Genomic DNA, 19,890 nt, shown 5'->3' on the forward strand with positions numbered 1-19,890 from the left:
CCGAGGGCCTGTCCTGCAAGCATGGTCCCTGGGAGAGCGGCACCCCGATCGCCATGCCCGAGCTGCCGTCCGGTGATCCGGCGGCGGGCTACACCGCGCTGTTGACGGAGGACTACGTCAGCTGCGGGATCCCGTGGGACCTGTTCGGCTTCGCCGAGAATGTGCTCGGCGTCGAGGAGCCGCTGCCCGGTCGCACCGGCAAGAACGCCGAGGTCGGCCACGCGTGGAACGTGGTCAGCCGCTCCGACGGCAGCGAGTTGGTCGTATCCAATTGTCTGCAGTGCCACGCCGGCTACTTCAACGGGGAGCTGATCGTCGGCCTCGGCAAGGCTTCGGCCGACTTCACCACCTCGCTCAGCGATTTCGCCGAGCCGCTGCCGGACCTCCCCGAGACCAGCGAGGCCAACGCCTCCTTCAACAAGTTCAAGGCGCGCGCCGCGGCGCTCGGGCCCTATTCGACGATGATGACGATCGGCGCCAACCCGGCCGTCATGTTCGCGCTCGTCCTGCTCTCGCACCGCGATCCGGTCACGCTCGCGTGGAGCGACGAGCCGCTGTACGAGCTCTCCACCGACCTGGTGCTCCCGGCCGATCCGCCGCCGTGGTGGCGGGTCGGCAAGAAGGCCAGCAACTTCGCCAACGGCATGTCGCGGGGCGACCACCGCGGGACCATGGTCCTGGCCTCGTCGCTGTGCACCGACAGCGTGGAGGAGGCCGCCCCGATCGTCGACTACTTCGCCGACATCCAGGCCTACATCGCCTCGATCGAGGCGCCCAGCTACCCCTTCGCCATCGACGAGGCGCTCGCCGCCGACGGCGCGGAGATCTTCGAGTGCAATTGCGCCGGCTGTCACGGCACCTACGCCGACGACCCCGAGGCGGAGAGCTTCCCCAACCTGCTGATCCCCATCGACGTCATCGGCACCGATCCCTCGTTCGCCAGGCAGGCGGCCGAGGGCGGCTTTTATCACCACCTGCGCCAGTGGTTCAACGACTCGTACTACGGGATGTTCTCCGAGGTCGTGACCGACGATCCGACGCCCGGCTACACCGCGCCGCCGCTCGACGGCATCTGGGCCACCGCCCCGTACTTCCACAACGGCTCCGTGCCCAGCATCGCCCTGGTGCTCGACAGCACGGCCCGGCCGATCACCTGGCGGCGACTCGACTACGACAGCACCAACTTCGACGAGGCCGCGCTCGGCTGGCCGTGGGAGCCGGCGACGGCCTGGAGCGACGCGCCCGAGAGCGAGCGCAAGTTCATCTACGACACCACCTTGTTCGGCTATGGCAACGGCGGCCACACCTTCGGCGATCACCTCGACGACACCGAGCGCCGGGCCCTGCTGGAGTACCTGAAGACGCTCTGACCCGACGCGACGAATCCTGCCGCCACGTCCGCCCCGGACGCCTTCTGCGCACGCGGCTGGCGTAAATATCGCGTCGTGGTGTCCCGGGCGACCTCCCGGTATCTGCTCTATTGGCGTCTGCCCGCGAAGCCGATCCCCCCTCTGCGATTGTACTTCGCGTAGATTCATCCATGTGGCCTTTCGACCGCTCGCCAAACGTGGTCAGGTGAAGGCGACGACCCATGAATGCGAAGCCGCGCGGATTCATGCCTCCCGACCTGGCGAACACGAATGACCACAGTGTGAGACACGCGGAAACAGCTTCCCCGGCGACGTCGCGGCTGGCATAACCGATGGGATGAACATCGTCGATCATGGACAACGTGGGCTGTTCGCCGCGCTCGTGGCGTTGCTGACAGGATGTGCGGATATCTCCGGCGATTCGACCGTCGAGGCGCGCAAGGGCGGCTCTCCTATCGAGCTCGACATCGGCGCGGACGGTACGCCCGGGTTTCTCCTCGAGGATGTCGAGCTAAGGCCGGGCGTCACCGTCGATCTCTTCGTCAACGTCTTCGGCCACCTCGACCCGCGGGGCCAGGCCAAGAACTGTCAGTTCGCGGTCCACGGCGGGGTGTTCGCGGCGGCGTCGTGGCGCCCGTACGCCGACGCGCTCGGCGAGGACGCGTGCGTATTGGTGACCGACATGCCGGTGCGCGGCAACAGCGGGCTCCCCGAGGGCGCGCTGTTCGGCGACCTCGACCTGTTCGACTACGTCACCGCCCTCGAGGAGGTGCTGGGACGCCTCCACCAGCGCAAGATCCGGCCGCGCACGATCCTCGGCCACAGCATGGGCGGCACGCTCGTGCAGATGCTGCAGCAGCGGCTCGTCGACGACGGCAGCAGCCTGCGCAAGCGGTTCGGCATCCGCGACGCGATCCTCGTCGCCTCCGATCTGCCCGCGGACGTCCCCTGGGCGCTCGGCGACAGCGGCGACCTGTCGGGGCTGCTCCAGGCGTTCGCGGTCGACGAGCCCGGGCTCGGCCAGCTGTTCGAGATCCCGGTCGCGCTGTGGCCCGCGTTCTACTTCACCGACCGCGACAACAACGTCGTCCCCGGCGCGCTGACGCCCGAGGAGATCGAGGCGGGCGGCTTCAACGCGCTCGGCGAGCCGCTGCGCGCGATCCACCAGCTCAACGGGACCGGGCCATTCACCGCCCGCCCCTCGGCCGACGCCGACCTGTTCGAGAAGGGCACGCGCCTGCGCGCGATCGCCTACGAGGAGGACATCTATGTCCAGCTCGCCGAGAGCGAGACCCTGTACCGACATTTGACCGGCGATTCGGCGTCGCACTGCTTCGTGCCCGTGCTCGGGCCCGACGCGGTGCACGTGCTCCAATTCTCCAACCCGCAGGCCCTCGTCGTCGCGATCGCGGACTCCGACGACTGCCATTATTGATCGCCGCCGCGTCCGCCCGCGCGCACGCGGGCCCGTCGAGCGGACGTCTCAGCGCGCGAGTGCGAAGGCCACGCCGTCCTGCAGCGTGCCGCGGGTGACGAGGCCGCGGAGGTCGATGCCGAGCCCGACGAGGGTCTGGGCGATCGCGGGGGTCACGCCGGTGATCACCAGCTTCGCGCCGAGGAGACCGACCGCGCGGGTGATCTGCAGCAGGCTCCCGGCGAAGGGCGCGTCGGCGATCGAGACCCCCGTCACATCGAGGATGACGACGCGGGCCCCGTGCTGCGCGACGCCGGAGAGCACCGCGTCGAGGATCCGTTCGGCCCGTGCGGCGTCGAACTGACCGATCAGCGGCAGCACCACCACACCGGCCGCGATCGGGATGATCGGGGAGCTCATCCGCTCGAGCAGCTCCTTCTGCTCGCGGATCAGCGCCTCGGCCCCCTTCTGCGCCGTGATGTCGGTGAACGTGCAGACCGTCTGGAACGCCCGGCCCGCCGCGTCGAATTGCGGGCTCGCGGACACCAGCAGCCACACGCGCGATTCGGAGGCGGGGCGGTAGACGCCCATGATCACGTTGCGCACCGGCTTGCCGGTGTTGATGGCGACGACGACCGGGTGTTGGTCACCGGGCATGGGCGAGCCGTCCTCGTGGATCGTCGCCCAACGCGCGTCGAACGAATCGCGGCCCATCAGTTGGTCGGCCGTCAGGCCGAGCATCTCGAGCGCCATCTCGTTGTACATCAGCATCTCGCTGCGGGCGCCCTGGACGACCACCCCGACCTGCAGGTTGTCGAGCATCGTCTTGAAGCGCGCCTCGCTGACGCGCAGGGCGGACTCGGCCTCGACGCGCCCGCCGACATCGCGCGCCGTCAGCACGAACTCCTCGACGGCGCCGGTCTCGGGGTCGCGGATGACGACGACCGTGCTCTCGACCCATACGTAGTGCTCGTGCTTGTGCCGCAGCCGGCTCAGGAACGGGCCCACGCGGTCCGTCGACGACACGCCGGGCAACGTGGCGAGCGCGTGCTCGCGCAGCTGTCGCGGCATCTCGTCATCGTCGGGATGAACGATCGAGAAGATGGGCCGGCCCACCTGCTCCTCCGGCGCGTAGCCGAGGACATCGACGAGCGCCGCAGAGGCGTAGGTGCAGACCGCGTCGATCCCGAATCGGAAAGAGACGTCCGGGCTCGCCTCGATCGTCTTGCGGTGGATGGCATCGCTGCGCTCGAGCTGGGCGACGCGGCGCTGCAATCGTTCGACCTGCTCCCGGAGACCCTCCGTCTCCTCGCCCACTTCCAACATCATAACCCCTCGCGGCATGGTATGCGTCGCCTGCGAGATCCGCAACGAATAGACAGGTCTCGCCCAGGCGCGCGCGCTGGCGCTCAGGTCCGCCAATGCGCGCCGATTCCATCCCCCATCACGTTGTTGTTCGGGAGGCCCCGGCCGGACTCCCTTGCAATTCTGACAGCTCGAACCCTGCCGGAGCGACCCGCCTGGTCACCTCAATAATAAAACTCCGCCCGGACCCCGCGATGCTCGGAGTAGTTCAGGTTCGGGTCGCTGTCGCCGGTCAGGTCCAGCGCCGCCGCCTCGGCCTCGTTGAACGTGATCGTGTGGGCGCGCCGCGAGCGGGCGCGGCAGCCCTGGCCGTCCTGGCCGAACAGCATGTCGATGCGGCGCTCGCTGCCGATCGTCCAGTTGTCGTCGAGGCAGGCTTGCAGCCCGCCGCCGGTCTTGCACGCGCGATAGATCGGGTCGCGGTAGTTGAGCGCCCCGCCGGCGTCGCCGTTGGCCTCGGCGTACCACGGCCGCAGATCGCCGTTGTCCTTGCGATCGGGCTCGTTGAAGTCGCCGCCGAAGATCACGAGGTCGCCGCCGAACCCGTTCTTGTGCAGCTTCTGGTCGACCTCGAGCACGTTCGCCTCGGCGCAGGCCGGATCGGGCCCGTCGCCCTGCGCGGTCGCCCAGTGCATCGACGCGACGGTGATGTCCTTGCCGGCGATCTTGTCGTGGAGCTTGATCATCACGTTGCGCGTGCGCGCCTGGTGATTGCGCACGCACTCGCCGTCCTTCTTGACCCACGACTGCCACACGTGCTTCTCGCCCACCGTGGAGAAGCGGCCCCGGCGGATGATGATCGCATTGGTCTGCTTCTCCTTCTCCTTGCCGCACGGCGACAGCTGCGTCCACGGGTCGGCGTCGGCGATGATGCCCTCGAAGATCCCGGGCAGCTCGTCGGTCATGCGCGCCACCAGCGTGTCGAGCTGCGCCGCGTCCGAGATCTGCTGCACGAGGAACAGATCGGGGCTGGGTTTGATCGACTTCATGTACGCGATCAGATCGGTCCAGTCGCCGGGGCACTGCTCGCCCTGGATCTTCAGGTTCTCGATGTTGTTGACATAGACCTGGATGAACGCCGGGTCGTCGTTGATCGCCTTCGGCGTGGCGACGGCCGGCGGTGCCTCGTCCTGGTCCGCGCACGCGTCGACCGGCGGCGGCTCCTCGCCCGTCTCCGGGGCCTCGCCCGTGCTCGCGGGCTCGCCCGTCGTCGACGTGCCGTCCGGGCCGCTCGTGCTCGCCGCCGTGTCCGACACCGCGCCTCCCGTCGTCGAGCTGTCCGCGATGGTCGTCGCGCTGCCGGTCGTCGGCGCCTCCGCGGAGGTGCCCGTCGACCCGGCCGCGGCCGTTCCGCTGCCCGTCGTCGATCCGTCGCTGCTCGTCACGCTCCCGGTCTCGCCGGCGACTGTCGAGCCCGAGCTCGCGTCCGTGCCGCACGCGACGAGGCACACGGCGAGCACGAGCGACGCGGCGAGTGAATCCACGGACGGAATTCGCGGCATGGTCGCCTCATCGTAGATCGATCCGCGGACCCGCTCGAGCGCGAAGCGTCCGCCGCGATCGGCGAATCCGAGGTCGCGACACGGACCTGCGCCCGGTCGATCGCTCCAGCCCCACGGGGTCCCTGGTAGTATCGGAGCGGCCTCATGCGCCTCGACCTCTCCGCGGCCACCGCCTTGCTGCTCCTCGCTTGCGGAGGCGGCCGCTCGCGCCCGCCTCACGGCCCTGCCCCCGAGTCGACCACCCGCGCTGCGGCGCCCGCGTGTGCGGTCGGCGTCGATCCGCGGATCACCGACCTCGGTGACTCGTTCCTCCGCTCTCCGCCGGCCGTCGGCGTCTCGATCGGCGTCGTGCACCGCGGCGCGGCCGAGTGTTATGATTTCGGCCTCGCCAGCAAGGCCACCGGCGCTCCGATCACGGCGCGGACGCTCTACGAGATCGGCTCCCTCACCAAGACCTTCACCAGCGTCCTTTTGGCGCAGGCCGTGCGCGACGGCAAGCTGCGGCTGGGCGACGATATCCGCCGCCATCTGCCCGAGCCCTACCCCAACCTCGAATACCAGGGTGACCCGATCCGCGTGGTCCACCTGGCCAATCTCACCTCGGGGCTGCCCAACTGGCTGCCGGACCGGCCCGAGCTGTTCCGCGACCTCGCGCCGGAGGCCATCCCCGCCGCGATCGTCGCCCAGCATCGCCACTACCGCCGCGCCGACTTCTACCGCGACCTCCACCAGGTCCGCCTCGCCGCCGCGCCCGGCACCCGTCCCGCGCACTCCAACGCCGCCGCGCAGCTGCTCGCGCTCATCCTCGAGCACGTCCACGGCGCCCCCTTCGACACGCTGGTGAAGCAGCGGATCACCGCCCCGCTCGGCATGGATCGCACCGGCTTTCACGCCGACCCGCTGCCGGCCGAGCTCGCGCGGGGTCACGATGCGACGGGCGCGGAGATGCCGTACATCGACATGCAGGACCTGCAATCCGCGGGCGGGCTGCTCTCCAGCGCGGCGGACATGCTCAGGTTCGTCGCCTACCAGCTCGACGAGAGCGACGAGGTCGTCGCGCAGGGCCACCGCGTCACGGTCACCGCCGCAGGCGACGCCGTCGGCCTGCACTGGCACGTCGACACCGAGCCCGACGGCACGCGCACGATCTGGCACACCGGCGGCACCTTCGGCTTCAGCAGCTACCTCGTCCTCTACCCGGAGCGCCAGCTGGGCCTCGTGCTGCTGGCCAACGAGTCCGATCCGGAGGCCCAGACCAGGCTGGTCGAGCTGGCCGATCGCATCGCGCGACACCTCGCCGACGACGACGCTCGAGCCCATTGACGCCGCACTCGCCCGCGCGGCACGACGCGCTCGAGACCCGCGCCCGCGGCTCGGCAGATCCGCCGGTGCGCCCGGGGCCTGGCCCTGATTCTCGGCGGAGCCGGCCCGGCCGCGGTCGCGCGCGAACCTGTCCGAACGGTCATGGTCTTTCGGATCTCCGCCGATCTCGCCGCGGGCTCGCCACGGGCCGAGGGGCCGACTCTGCCGCCGAGCGGCGCGCGCGGGCCGTGTTCGCGCGCGCGCGGGCGAGGCGAGGACAATTCACGCCTTTCGCACGGGAATGGCACCAGAAGTTCCGCGTGTGTTACCCTGGCGGCGCTTCGCGCGCAACGCGCCACCTTGAGGAATTCGACATGACGATGAACTACCCCCGGACCCAATCCCTGCTTTGCCTCTTTGTCGCCTCCACGGTCGTCGGTTGCACGCCCACGAACCCCTCCACGACCGACACCGACTCGGACACCGAGACCGACACCGACACGTCGACCACGACCGGCGAGCCGCCGGATCCGACGACCAGCACCACGGTGCCGATGACGACGACCGAGCCGACCGGGACCGACACGACTGACGGCACCGCCACGACCGAGACCAGCGAGACCACCGAGACCACCGCGCCGCCGGTCAACACCCCGCCGACCGCGCCCGAGGTGGCGATCGAGCCGGCGATGCCGACGCGCGTCGACGACCTGACCTGTGTCGTCGCCACCGAGTCGGACGACGCCGAGGGGGATTCGATCACCTACGCGTTCGCGTGGACGCGCGACGGCGAGGACGCGGGGATCGCCAGCGAGACCGTCACCGCCGACCAGCTCGAGATCGGCCAGGTCTGGGAGTGCAGCGCCACGCCGAACGACGGCACCGAGGACGGCCCGGCGGGCACCGCCGCCGCGACCGTCCTGCCGGTGTGCGCCGGCGTCGACTTCGACGGCAACGACGACTACATCGGCGCCGCGTTCATCACCGCCCCGACCGCGTGGACCGTCGAGGCGTGGGTCAACCCGGGCGACCAGTCGGGCCAGCGCGCCATCGTCTCGCAGGTCGACAACGCCGAGCAGTTCAAGAACTTCGAGCTCGGCATCGAGAACTCGAAGCCCTACATCCTCGCGCCCGACGGCTCGGACTGGATCAAGGCCGCCTGGCCGAACGCCATCTCCTCGGGCGAGTGGCACCACATCGCCGGCATCTACGACGGCACCGACGTCTACATCGCCGTCGACGGCGTGGTCGGGGCCAAGGTGCCGACCCTGTTCGTGGAGACCGAGCTCCCGCTCCACATCGGCGCCCGCGTGTCGGACGGCTTCTTCTTCGACGGCAAGGTCTTCGAGGTCCGCGTGTCCGCGAGCGCCCGCTACACCGAGGACTTCGACCCCGCCATCGGCTGGATCCCCGACGCCGACGCCCTGGCGCTGTGGCGCCTCGACGAGGGCGAGGGCACCGTCACCGCCGACAGCACCGACAACGCCAACGAGGGCACCATCAACGGCGAGGCCGCGTGGGTGCTCGAGTGCCCCGGCACGTGATCGACCGCCCGCGCCGCTGACATGGCGTTTGGGCCATGTCCCGGCGGACACTTCATTCCGCTGACATGACGCTTCAGACATGGCCCCGCGGACACATCCTCCGCGGGGCCGTCGCTCGAGACACACGGCTCCCCGCGCCGTTCCTCGCCGCCTGCAGCTGCACGGCACCGACCTCGGCGCGTGGGGGTATCGGTCCCAGTGCCAGCGAATGGGGGCCTGGACAACCGACCGCTCGCGACGCGTCGGCGGGACGATTGTTCGCGGATTGCGATGCGCGTGGCCGGCGTGAACGCCCTCCGTGAATCGGGCCTCCAGATCGTGCCGTGCGGTTTGCCGTGCAACCGCTCGCACACGACCTCGCTCCGTCTCCCGGGGCGCGGGCGTCGAGACCAGCCATCGCGGCGTTCATGACTCTCCGCGGCGCTCTCCGGCGACAGGCCAGTGGGAAAGGCCAGTGGGTTCGCGCATACGGGCGCCGGTCATGCACCAGGAGCAGTCGTGGATCGACACACACGACTCGGGTCTCGCGTCGGTCGACGTCGACGAGCGCCCGTCGACGTCACGGAGCTTGCGCCGCTCCCGTCACATCAGTATGCTGCCGGGCAAAAATGCGCGTGTACAGATTATCCCCGACCCTGTTCTGCTCACTGCTGCTGGCCATCGGATGCGGCGAGACCGATCCAGCTGCCACGATGGGCGGGGCCACGATCGACCCCACGACCGGCAATACTCCCCCGGGCACGAGCACGAGCACGAGCACGGGCACGGGCACCATCACGGGGGACACGGTACCGACGACGAGCACGAGCGGCGACCCGACCACCACCGGGAGCACGAGCTCCAGCTCGACCACCGACAACGACGTGACGAAGTTCGACCTCGGCTCCGGCGAGACCCAGGGCGAGACCGAGCAGGGCTGTCCGATCCTCCCGAACGACGCCAACATCACCGGCACCGTCTACGCGCCCAACCAGGTCATCCCCGTCAGCGGCGCGCTCGTGTACGCGACCGACACGATCCCGGAGGGCATCCCCAACGAGGTGTACTGCGCCGAGTGCGTGCAGCTCCCGTGCGAGACCCAGTTCGCGCTGACCAAGGCCGACGGCAGCTTCGACCTGCCCGTGCCTTCGAGCTCGAAGTACATCGTGGTGCAGAAGGGCCAGTTCATGCGCGTGACGGAGGTCCAGCTCGCGCCCGGGGCCAACCCGCTGACGGCCGAGACGACCAGCCTGCCGGACCACCGCGACGAGGCGAACGGGCTCTACATCCCCAACATCGCGCTCGGGCTCGGCTCGTTCGACCGCCTCGAGGACGCGCTCGGCAAGCTCGGTCTCGGCGACACCCTCATCGACCCGAACTTCTACTCCGAGACGCTCGTCGAGGGCACGCAGCAGTTCGACATGTGGGACAACGGCGGCGGCAACCTGTACGCGACGGTCGGCTCGATGAGCCAGCTCGTGCTCGACTACGACAAGCTGTCGAAGTACCACATCCTGTTCCTGCCCTGCACCTCCGACACGTACGTCTCGGAGTTCGAGTCCGAACTGGGCAAGGAGAACATGCGCAAGTGGGTCGCGGCCGGCGGCAAGTTCTACGTGTCCGACTGGGCCAACGAGTACCTCGCGGCCGGCTTCGAGCAGTACCAGACGTTCTATCAAGACCTCGACTTCGGCGGGGCCGACCTGCTCACCCCCTACGACTCGCTCGGCACGGTCCTCGACCCCGACATGCTGGCGTGGCTCGAGGCGCTGCCGCCTGGCCTCAAGAACATCAACCCGCAGAACGGCGGCTCCGACCACCCGGTGATCTCGCAGCTCCCGCTGATCGAGACCGTCGACAACTGGTCGGGGGTGCAGGCGACCCCGCCGGTGCTCGTCGACGACGGCATGGGCGGACAGATCGACGTCGGCCACAAGACCTGGATCGAGGGCCCCGGCGACGGCTACAACGTCCCCTACAACCCCCCCAGCCCGCTGACCATCACCGGCCACTACGGCTGCGGCAAGATCATGTTCACGACCTACCACATGGCCGAATTCTCGGACTCGTACATCGGCTTGACCCCGCAGGAGCTGGTCCTCCTCTATCTCATCCTCGAGATCGGCGTCTGCCAGGACGCGTACGAGCCGCCGCCGCCGCCGCAGTGACGCGCCCCCGCCCGGGCGGCTCACAGCGGTGAGCCTGCCCGCGACAAATTCCACGGGACCGTCGGGACATGTCCACTCGGACATGTCCCGAGTTCTATGCGCCGATCCGCCGCGACAATTGCTCGCGCACCATCCCGAGGAACCCCGACCCCGGGTCATACGGAAAGAAGTGCCCGCCGGGGAACTCGAGCGCCGCGAATTCGCAGGCCGTCAATTCCCCCCAGCGGCGCAGCCGCTCCGGCTCGACCGCCCGGTCGTCGCGGCCGCTGCAGGCCACGATCGGGCAGCGCAGCGGCGGCCCAGGCGCGTGGCGGTAGCTCTCGGACGCCGCCACGTCGGCGCGGATCACCGGCAGCATCAGCTCCAGCAATTCCGGGACCGCCTTGACCTCGCCGGGGATCCCGCCGTACAGCCGATCGAGCTCGCGGACGAATTGCTCGTCCGGCAGATGCGCCAGGTTGGGCAGCGCCGGTGGGATGTGGGGAGCGGGTTTGGCCGACACGATCAGCAATTCGGGCGTCGCCCCGGCGGCCTGCATCGCCGCCGCCACCTCGTAGGCGACCAGCGCCCCGAAGCTATGACCATACAGGGCAGTCGGGCACGGCGGCAATGGCTGCAGCGCCCGCAGCGTCCCGTCCACGATCGCCCGGGTATCGCGCAGCAGCGGCTGCGAATACGCGCTCTCGCGGCCCGGCCGGCGCACCGGGCAGACCGCCACGCCCTCGGGCATCGCCGCGCCCCAGCGCACGAACGGCGCCGAGCCGCCGCCCGCGTGGGCGAAGCACAGGAGGCGCATTCGCGTGTTCGGCCGCGGGTCCGCGTTCGGCAACCAGAGTGAAGGATCCATGCTCGCGGCGCGCAGGGAACCAGCCCCGCGCGGCGATGTCAACGCCGCGAATCCGCGCACCGCGGTCTCGCTCCCGGCACTCGCTTCAGCGCTTCACGTACTGAAACGCCGGCACGCCACCGGCGGCCCACACCGCCACGATCTGCCCGGGCAACGCCCACATCGCCCCGAGATCCAGGTCCGCGTCGCCGCCGAAGCCCTGCTCGAGCGCCTGCAGCAGCTGCGAGAAGCCGCCGTCGAGCGTCGCCTGCGCCGCAGCGAGCCCGTCGCTGCCCGTCGCTGCGTACGTCCGCAGCGGCCCGCCGAACTTCAGCAGCGCCTGGACCATGCGGAAGCGAGCGAAGTGGCTGACGCGATCTTCCAGGTCGTCGAGGTCCTCAGGGCGCAGATCCGAGGAGATGAACGGTCCCCGGCTGCCCTCGCCCTGGCCGATGATCGCCGCGATGGCCTGGTCCGCCTGCTTGCGCGCGGTCGCCTTGTCGCCGCCGATCACGGCGCTGAAGCCCGTGTAGTCGTCGCCCGGGAACTTCGGATCGGCGAACTCGCTCTTCTGGCGGTGGTCCGCCGCCGGATCGTAGAGGCTGTCCCACAGCTGATCGAGCCCCTGCTCGATGGCCTTGTAGAATTGCCCGATCGAATCGTAGACCCGCTGCGGCCCGTTCGGCGCCGGATCGGTCTTCGGTTCGGGGGTCTCGACGGCGGCCAGCAGCGACATCTGGGCCTCGTTCACCGGCCCGAGCTGCACCGGCAGCTTCACCCCGATCCAGGGCGGGAACTGTGCGTAGCTCGGCGCCCATTCGCCCGTGAACTTCGGCGCGTATCCCTTCGCCGCGAACAGGGCGTTGAACAGGTTCGACGCCAGCTCGAGGTGCAGCATCTCCTGCACCGCGATCGAGTAGATGTTGTTGAACGCGAGCTGCTCGCGGCTGCGGTTGGGGTTCTTCTGGCTGCGGACGGGCGTCAGCGTGGGCGGATGCTGCGCGTCCGAGCCCGGGACCTGCAAGGAGTAAGCGGCCGTCAAATAGAGCGGGATCGTCCACAGCTCGAGGTAGACGGCTTTTTGCAGGTGGTCGAGCAGGGCTTCGGGGGTCCAGGAGGAGTCACTGTGCATTGGCGTCTCCGATGTCGTCGGTCGATACCTCGATGAGGCGCATCCTATCAGGCTACTCGCAAGAATCAATGACGAATCCCCGCGCGACACTCGACGAAACGCCGCTGGGCGCCCGCGGGCGCCCGCCCGACGCCCACCGGGCTCGACCACGCGTCCGAATCGCGCACGGAAACTGCGGTGTATCGGCGCTCACCCGCGCAATCCCACGAGCTCGACGCATTCGCGCCTCGCACCGCGCGAGCGCGCATTCCTGCGCGCCCGCGCCGTCACGCGTCCCACTTGACGATCGGCGTCGCGGCCTCGCTGCCGCTCTTGGACCCCACGGTGATCGTGACCGTGCACCTCAATACGCCGTCGGACTGCCCGCGGTGCGGCTCCGGATGTAGGCCGTGGATTCGCAGTTCGGGCTGATCGGGAACACCTTCACCCGGCACGAGGAGCCGGCGTCGACGCGACGGGCCCGCAGACAGTTCGCGTGCGGCGCCCGGATCGTGATGAGCCCGCCCTCGCGGGCGAGACCGGCTGTCACTCGCAGATCCCCCACCCCTGGCACACCCAGCGCTTCTGGTCGGAGTCCCAGCCGCAGTACCCGCCGTCCTCGCAATCCTCGTCGTCCTCGCACTCGTCGTCCGGCGTCGGGCAGAACGCGCCCTCGAGCGTGCCGCAGAAGAACTTGTCGCCGCGACAGCCGCACTCGCCGGCGCAATCGGCGTTCGCGGTGCAGTCGGCGGGGACGCACTGGTTCTTGAGCGCCAGGTCGGCGCCGACGGCCGGGAGGTCGCCCGCGCACAGGCAGATCTGCCCGTCGCCGCAATCGCTGTCCGACATGCACTGCGCGGTGCAGTAGCAGTCGCCGTAGATGTTCGCGCAGGTCTCGTTGCCGGAGCAATCGCCGTCGGTCGCACACTCGCCGCCCTGGCCCTCGCACTTCGGCCAGAACACCTCGTGCGCGCAGTCGATCGCCTCCTCGCGATAATGAACGGTCCCCTCGTTGCAAAACAGCCAGCCCGACTCGATGTCCGTGAGGTCGTGGTTCTCGTCCTCGAAGAAGATCGGCTGGCAATCGACGGGCGGGCAGGAGGCCGGCCCAGGGCCGTCGCCCGTGCTCGAGCTCGACTCGCCCGTCGTCGACGACGTCGTCGTCTCCGCGCCCGTCGAGGTCGTGCTCGTCGAGCCCGGCCCCGTCGACGTCGAGCCCGGCCCCGTCGACGTCGAGCCCGGCGACGTCGAGCCCGTCACCACCGGCTCCGTCGCCGTCGACTCGCCGCTCGCGGTCGCCTCGGTCTCGCTCGGCGGCTCCGTCGCCGGGCCGCCGCTCGTCGGCGTCGCCGTCGTCGTGCCGCTGGAGCTCGCGCCCGTGCCCTCGCTCGCCGTCGTATCCGCCGGCGGAGACGCGGGGCCGCACGCCGGGGCCATCGCAACGAGGAACCACGTGCCGAGGAGGAGCGGAGCGCTTCGTCGAATCATCGCCTCGCATCCTACCGGCCGTCGTCCGCGAGCGCCATGGCAACGAGCTCCGCGCACACGACGCGCGGCCGCCGTGACGGATCGCCGGCCATGTGGCCAACGCATCACCTCTTCCAGCAGGTCGAGGTCGCCTCGATCCGTCGAACCTCGACGATTTCGGACGGCCTCGCCCGTCGCTGAGGTCGTCTGTGCGGAAGCGCCCGTGTGCCCTCAATCGCCACCTGCCGAGGCGACGATCGGAGAATTCATCGACACGCTCGTACCACCCCGCGCGTCGATCGACGCCGGTGAAGCGCACCCGCATTCGCTGCAGGCGCTAGCGGTATTTCCACGGCTCGCCGCGCTCTTCCTCGCCCGCCTGCGACATCGCCGGCATCGTCTCCTCGTGGCGCGTCGCGAACACGGCGATCGCCGCCTGTAACGCCAGCGCGGCCGCCTCGTATCGCCGCACCGACACCGCGAGCGTCACCTCGAGCCAGGCCGTGCGCGCGGCCATGGGCAGGCGCTCGAACGCCTCTCGCGTCATTGTGTGGACCCATCCCGGCGCCGTCGCCACGATCGACGCCGTGCGCGCCGCTCCTGTCAATGCATCGACCCCCACGATCGCGCCCGGCTCGACCCGCCCGAGCAGCAGCGCTCCGCCCTGCGCGTCGATCGTCCGCAGCACGTCGGCCTGACCCGCGGCGAGCACGAACACGCGCGGGTCGTGTTCGCGTTGGCAGCTCAGCACCTGGCCCGCCCGGAACGCCTGCGGCGTGAAGGCCTGGGCGATCGCCTCGCGCACCTGCGTGCTCGTACGCGCCAGCAACGGGTGCTGCGCCAGCAGCCCGGCCAGCGGCGGGCAGTCCGCCGGATCCGGCGTCCCCCTCGCCATGCGTCGCCACAGCCGGCGGAACAGGCCCGACGACGTCGACGACGGCGCCGCGAAGTTGCCGACCTGCAGCTGCGCCAGCACGCGCTCGAACGCCACGGCGCGCTCCACCGCCCCTCCGATCGCCCGCCGCAGCAGCGCCTCGTGGACCGGGTTCGCGTGCGCGCGCAGGTGAGCGACCGAGTCCAGCGTCAGCACCAGCAGCTGCGGCCGCACGCTCGCGCGGACGCTGGCGAACCGCCGCGCGTCGCCGGCGTACAGCGCCGCGTCGCCGATCGTCTCGCCCGCGACGGCGCGCCCGATCACCGTCCCGTCCACCAGCACGTCGAGCGCACCGGCGTGGATCAGCGCGAACGCGTCCGCGGGCCGCCCCTGGCGCCAGAGCACCGTCTGCTCGCGCGCCCGCACCACGCTCCACAGCGGAAGCGACGCTCGCAACGCGGCCTCGGGCACCTCTTCGAGCGCCGTCGACAGCGCGATGAGCAGCGGATCCATGGCCATTCCTCTGGCCCGGTCTTCGACCTCGCGCCACGCGGATCCGTCACGCGGCGGGCCTCCTGCGACGCGCCGACGAAGGTCCGTCACGTTTCGTGTCCGCCGGCCCCGCGACCGCCTGCGGACGACGTTCACGGCGGATCCGCCGGACGCGCCCGGCGACGGAGCGTTCGCCGGCCGCGGGATCTCCCCGACCATCCGGATCACATGCACTCGACAGCATTTCCATGCGGACATGCCCTCGAGGACATGTCCATCCTCCGGCCGCGATCGTCGGGTCTCGCTCGGCGCCCGGGTGCCGCCGACGAACCTCGATCCTCGACGCCGCGATCGAGCCGCGCTGCTCCCCGGGCAATCGCCGCTCGAGGCCGCGCCGGTGCGCGGCATCTCATCCTCGGCGCGAATCATCGCAGTCGCCGGCCGATTCGCTCGCCGCCGCGCCGACGCCGATCGCATTCGTGCCGGCGCCGGGCGACCGCGCGCGTGACGACCACGCCGGGCGAATCCGCGAACCGCAGTCGGGGCTCGTGCGCGCGCCGAGCACCTCGGATCGCGGCGAAGGGCCCGATCCGCAAGCGCCGACTTGTATCGTCCGGGTCCGCGTGGTCCCATCCACGCAATGCGTCGCGCGATTCCGGCCTCCACCCTCCTCGCAGCGATCGCCGCCGGATGCGGCGACAGCGGTCGCCCGGCCGATTCGGCGACCGTCATCCCGCCCGAGACCACCGTTCCCGTCACCGACGGCGCCCCGACCTCGACGACCGACGGCACCACCGACGACGTGCCGACCACCGGCACGGCCGGGGCCACCGAATCCGCGGGCACCACCGCGGGCGCCTGCAGCGTCGACAGCTGCCCCGACGGCACCTGCGTCGGCGACATCTGCTGCGACGTCGCGCTCGCCTGCGGCGCCCTGTGCTGCGCCGCCGACCAGGTGTGTTCATTCCAGCAGTGCGTCGTCCCCGGCGCCGAATGCGTCGACGCGGCCGAGTGCGGCGACGGCAACTATTGTGAATACACGCTCGGTCAGCCGGGCAGCATGGGCGGCGACCAGTGCGGCGGCGGCTTCATGCCGGCCACCGGCAAGTGCCTGCCGGAGCCGCCGGAGTGCGACCCCGGCGTCGTGCCCGAGGGCGACGACATCGACTGCCTGCCGAAGTGCGAATACAAGCCGCAGACCAGCTTCGAGCCGGTGCTCAAGTACGCGTGGACCGACGCCAGCGTGATGATGCCGCCGATCGTCATCCAGCTCGACGACGACGACTGCAACGGCGAGGTCGACGAGCGCGACATCCCCGAGATCGTGTTCATGTCGTTCGACGACGGCAACTACAGCAGCAACGGCACCCTGCACGCGATCTCGATCGTCGACGGCGCGCTGGTGACGAAGTGGACGGCCAAGCCGGCCGTCGACACCCTGTTCGGCGGCCGCGCGCTCGCCGGCGGCAACATCGACGGCGTCGCCGGCAACGAGATCGTCGCCTGCACCGCCGAGGGCAAGGTCCGCGCCTACACCGCGGCCGGCGCCGAGCTGTGGATCACCGCCGCGGCGGTCGGCTGCGACCACATCTCGCTCGCCGACCTCGACGGCGACGGCAACGTCGAGGTCCTCACCGAGTCGAGCGTGCTCGACGGCAAGACCGGCGCGCTCGAGCTCACGATCGACGGGATCACCAGCAGCTGGTGGAACAAGAAGAGCATCGCCGCCGACGTGACCGGCGACGGCAAGCTCGAGATCGTCACGCCCACCCGCGTCCTCGCGGCCGACGGCACCGTGCTCGCCGACACCGGCCTCGGCGGCACCTTCCCCGCCGTCGCCGACTTCGACCTCGACGGCGTGCCCGAGATCGTCGGCATCGACAACGTCCACGGCACCGGCACCCACGACCTCAACATCTGGCGCTACGACGCCAACGCCCCCGGCGGCTTCGTCATCGTCCGCCAGGACATCGACATCAACGGCCCGCTGTCGCCCGACCTGTGCCCGGCCGAGAGCGCCGGCAACATCGGCGGCGGCGGCCCGCCGACCATCGCCGACTTCAACGGCGACGGCACCCCCGACATCGGCGTCGCCGGCGGCATCGGCTACGCCGTGTTCGACGGCAAGAAGCTCATCGACCCGAACGTGGCCCCGGCCGACACCTTCCTGTGGATCAAGCAGACGCAGGACTGCTCGTCCGCGTTCACCGGCAGCTCGGTGTTCGACTTCGACGGCTCCGGCTCGGCCGAGGTCGTCTACGCCGACGAGCAGTACATGCGGATCTACGACGGCGCCACCGGCGACGTCCTGCTGCAGGTCTGCAACACCTCCGGCACCCTGCACGAGTACCCGCTGGTCGCCGATGTCGACAACGACGGCCAGGCCGACATCGTCGTCACCTCCAATGACTACTCGAGCCTCATCTGTCCCACGGAACAGATGAAGACCCGCGGCGTGCGGATCTTCGGCGACGCCAACAATCAGTGGGTGCGCACGCGCCGGATCTGGAACCAGCACGCCTATCACGTCACCAACGTCGCCGAGGACGGCACGATCCCCACCGTCGAAGCGTCCAACTGGACCACCCCGGGCCTCAACAACTTCCGCCAGAACGTCCAGCCCGAGGGCGAGTTCGCCGCGCCCGACCTCGTCGTGTCCGGCACCACCGAGTGCTTCGACGGCTTCCGCGCCCACGCTCGCGTGCGCAACCTCGGCCAGGCCGCCGTCCCCGCCGGCGTCCCGGTCGGCTTCTACGAGGGCGACCCCGACCAGGGCGGCCTCTTCCTCGGCTCCGGCATCACCACCAAGGTGCTCTACCCCGCCGAGGCCCAGGAGCTCACCCTCGAGCTGCCCGACATCCCGCCGGGCTTCATCGACGGCAGCAAGCCGCTCGTGCTCATCGTCGATGACGGCGCGCCCGACCACCCCTGGCACGAGTGCCGCACCGACAACAACAAGGCGACCCTCGACCCCGCCTGCAAGGCGATCGGCTGAACCAGGGCGGCGAAGTGCCGCGGCCGAGCGCGTCGCGGCAATACACCTGCGAGCGCCCAGCCCTCGCGGCCTGCGAGCCCTGCGTCTCCGCGCCCCCCGGGCCGATTCTTCGCGCCGATTCGCCGCCCAGGGTGGGCGAAATAGCCCATGAGGCTCGGGGTGTGGAGGAGGAAAACGGGATTTTCCAGTGGAGATTTACCGGTTTTGTTGTTTTCAAAGACCAGCAGGAGTACCCTTGTCTCATGAAGCCTTGCGCTCGCTGTGATCGCCACGTTCGTGTCTCCGAGGTCGTGTGTCCGTTCTGCGGGGCGACCCAGCACGAGGTGAGCGCGACGGCGCGGAGTTGGGCGGTCGGGCTGGCGATGCTGGGCGCCGCGTGCGGGCCGGCCAAAGAAGGCTCGGCCTCGGGCAGCGCGAGCGAGACGACCAGCGAGACGACGAGCACCAGCTCGAGCACGGACGGGACGGTGACGGGCATCCCCACGACCTCCGGCGGGAGCGACAGCGAGTCGGGCACGAGCACGAGCACGAGCACGGGCGGCATCTCGAGCAGCAGCACCGAGTGCGCGAGCTGCAGCGATGCGACCGAGGGCGGCGGGTTCATCTACGGGGCGCCCGACACGGGCGGCACGCAGGGCAAGGAGTGCGACCCGTGGGTGCAGGACTGCCCGATCGGCCAGAAGTGCGCCCCGTTCGCCAGCGGCGGCAACACGCCGAACGGGCTGCATTGCGTGCCGGTGGCAGAGTCGCCGGCGCAGGCCGGCGAGCCGTGCGTGGTGGAGGGGTCGGGGGACGAACAGACGGACAATTGCGACTTCGCGCTGGCCTGCTGGGGCGACATCTGCGTGCCCCAGTGCACCGGCACCCCCGACGCGCCGGTGTGCGACGATCCGGCCACCGCTTGCGTCATCACCAACAACGAAGTGTTGACCCTCTGCCTGCCGACGTGCGACCCGCTCGCGTCAAACTGCCCGGCCGACGAGGTGTGCGTGCAACCTCCCGATTCGCAGCACTTCTTTTGCGTGGTCGACGCCAGCGACGACGGCGGGCAAGAGTTCGACGAGTGCGGGCCGGCGAACTCCTGCGATCCGGGGCTGGCCTGCCTCGATCCCGCGCTGGCGACCGAGTGCCCCCCAGGAGCGGTCGGGTGCTGCCTGAAGTACTGCGACCTGACGAATCCGACCTGCGCGGGCGCGGACGCGGAGTGCCTGCCGTGGTTCGAGCCGGGCATGGCCCCGGCGGGGCTCGAGGACGTCGGGAAGTGCGGTCTCCCGGACTGACGCGAGTGCTTCACGGCCGCCGACGGGCTCGACACGTGCACGGCTATTTGCCAGAGCATCGGCGAGACCTGCGCTGAATCGCAGTGCGACACGGGCGCCTTGGGGGCTTGCACCGCAATGTGGGCTCCCAAGCCGCAATCGACAGAGGCCGTGATACGCGTCGAGAACCATCACTGGCACGATAGAGGGCGGGTCGGCCCC

The 19,890-nt window shown here is 70.1% G+C and carries 13 protein-coding genes; 7 read left to right on the forward strand and 6 right to left on the reverse strand.

All coding sequences use genetic code 11. From position 1 onward, the window contains the following. Together K7C98_RS13265 and K7C98_RS13270 are read left to right on the forward strand one after the other, a co-directional pair. Positions 1-1,370: c-type cytochrome (locus tag K7C98_RS13265; RefSeq protein WP_224192002.1), on the forward strand; the 1,370-nt coding region annotated here is incomplete at its 5' end. A gap of 382 nt (positions 1,371-1,752) precedes the next feature. After that, on the forward strand, positions 1,753-2,805 hold the full coding sequence (locus K7C98_RS13270) for an alpha/beta fold hydrolase (protein ID WP_224192003.1): 1,053 nt from the start codon (positions 1,753-1,755) through the stop codon (positions 2,803-2,805). Between the two features lie 48 nt (positions 2,806-2,853). Here K7C98_RS13270 and K7C98_RS13275 read toward each other — a convergent pair whose 3' ends face one another. Next, a complete protein-coding gene (locus K7C98_RS13275) occupies positions 2,854-4,101 on the reverse strand; it encodes a PAS domain S-box protein (RefSeq protein ID WP_224192004.1) in 1,248 nt (415 codons plus the stop codon). Between the two features lie 212 nt (positions 4,102-4,313). Beyond that, positions 4,314-5,651, reverse strand: a complete 1,338-nt coding sequence (locus K7C98_RS13280) for a hypothetical protein (RefSeq protein WP_224192005.1) — start codon at positions 5,649-5,651, stop codon at positions 4,314-4,316. Between the two features lie 144 nt (positions 5,652-5,795). On the opposite strand from K7C98_RS13280, the gene K7C98_RS13285 reads away from it, so the two are divergent. From K7C98_RS13285 to K7C98_RS13295, 3 genes are all read left to right on the forward strand, one after another. Beyond that, complete coding sequence (locus K7C98_RS13285; RefSeq protein WP_224192006.1) at positions 5,796-6,974, forward strand: serine hydrolase domain-containing protein; 1,179 nt, start codon at positions 5,796-5,798, stop codon at positions 6,972-6,974. A 353-nt stretch (positions 6,975-7,327) separates the two neighbouring features. Continuing rightward, positions 7,328-8,497 (forward strand): LamG domain-containing protein, encoded by a 1,170-nt coding sequence (locus K7C98_RS13290; RefSeq protein WP_224192007.1) that lies wholly within the window; start codon positions 7,328-7,330, stop codon positions 8,495-8,497. Between the two features lie 614 nt (positions 8,498-9,111). Further along, a complete protein-coding gene (locus K7C98_RS13295) occupies positions 9,112-10,644 on the forward strand; it encodes a hypothetical protein (protein ID WP_224192008.1) in 1,533 nt (510 codons plus the stop codon). A gap of 94 nt (positions 10,645-10,738) precedes the next feature. Here the strand turns inward: K7C98_RS13295 and K7C98_RS13300 are convergent, their stop codons facing one another. The 4 genes from K7C98_RS13300 to K7C98_RS13315 all read right to left on the reverse strand — a co-directional run bounded on the left by K7C98_RS13300 (position 10,739) and on the right by K7C98_RS13315 (position 15,435). Beyond that, the gene (locus K7C98_RS13300) at positions 10,739-11,440 is read right to left on the reverse strand and encodes a thioesterase II family protein (protein WP_224192009.1); all 702 of its coding nucleotides are present in this window, start codon (positions 11,438-11,440) and stop codon (positions 10,739-10,741) included. Between the two features lie 136 nt (positions 11,441-11,576). Next, a complete protein-coding gene (locus tag K7C98_RS13305; RefSeq protein WP_224192010.1) occupies positions 11,577-12,602 on the reverse strand; it encodes a ferritin-like protein in 1,026 nt (341 codons plus the stop codon). 525 nt (positions 12,603-13,127) lie between these two features. Continuing rightward, complete coding sequence (locus tag K7C98_RS13310; RefSeq protein ID WP_224192011.1) at positions 13,128-14,069, reverse strand: hypothetical protein; 942 nt, start codon at positions 14,067-14,069, stop codon at positions 13,128-13,130. A gap of 316 nt (positions 14,070-14,385) precedes the next feature. Continuing rightward, a complete protein-coding gene (locus K7C98_RS13315; RefSeq protein WP_224192012.1) occupies positions 14,386-15,435 on the reverse strand; it encodes a cyclic nucleotide-binding domain-containing protein in 1,050 nt (349 codons plus the stop codon). 619 nt (positions 15,436-16,054) lie between these two features. Here K7C98_RS13315 and K7C98_RS13320 point away from each other — a divergent pair. Then, a complete protein-coding gene (locus K7C98_RS13320) occupies positions 16,055-18,409 on the forward strand; it encodes an FG-GAP-like repeat-containing protein (protein WP_224192013.1) in 2,355 nt (784 codons plus the stop codon). Positions 18,410-18,651: 242 nt separating this feature from the next. Continuing rightward, positions 18,652-19,689: a hypothetical protein gene (locus tag K7C98_RS13325; RefSeq protein ID WP_224192014.1), complete on the forward strand. Its 1,038-nt coding sequence runs from the start codon at positions 18,652-18,654 to the stop codon at positions 19,687-19,689. Positions 19,690-19,890 lie beyond the last annotated feature (201 nt).

It is taken from the genome of Nannocystis pusilla (genome assembly GCF_020073745.1).
Taxonomy (GTDB): Bacteria; Myxococcota_A; Polyangia; order Nannocystales; family Nannocystaceae; genus Nannocystis; species Nannocystis radixulma.

What these genes read in the sequence shown, in the direction of transcription:
- K7C98_RS13280 (WP_224192005.1), bottom strand. Translation starts at nt 5,651, where the DNA reads ATGCCGCGAATTCCGTCCGTGGATTCACTCGCCGCGTCGCTCGTGCTC.
- K7C98_RS13285 (WP_224192006.1), top strand. Translation starts at nt 5,796, where the DNA reads ATGCGCCTCGACCTCTCCGCGGCCACCGCCTTGCTGCTCCTCGCTTGC.
- K7C98_RS13290 (WP_224192007.1), top strand. Translation starts at nt 7,328, where the DNA reads ATGACGATGAACTACCCCCGGACCCAATCCCTGCTTTGCCTCTTTGTC.
- K7C98_RS13300 (WP_224192009.1), bottom strand. Translation starts at nt 11,440, where the DNA reads ATGCGCCTCCTGTGCTTCGCCCACGCGGGCGGCGGCTCGGCGCCGTTC.
- K7C98_RS13305 (WP_224192010.1), bottom strand. Translation starts at nt 12,602, where the DNA reads ATGCACAGTGACTCCTCCTGGACCCCCGAAGCCCTGCTCGACCACCTG.
- K7C98_RS13310 (WP_224192011.1), bottom strand. Translation starts at nt 14,069, where the DNA reads ATGATTCGACGAAGCGCTCCGCTCCTCCTCGGCACGTGGTTCCTCGTT.
- K7C98_RS13315 (WP_224192012.1), bottom strand. Translation starts at nt 15,435, where the DNA reads ATGGATCCGCTGCTCATCGCGCTGTCGACGGCGCTCGAAGAGGTGCCC.
- K7C98_RS13320 (WP_224192013.1), top strand. Translation starts at nt 16,055, where the DNA reads ATGCGTCGCGCGATTCCGGCCTCCACCCTCCTCGCAGCGATCGCCGCC.
- K7C98_RS13325 (WP_224192014.1), top strand. Translation starts at nt 18,652, where the DNA reads ATGAAGCCTTGCGCTCGCTGTGATCGCCACGTTCGTGTCTCCGAGGTC.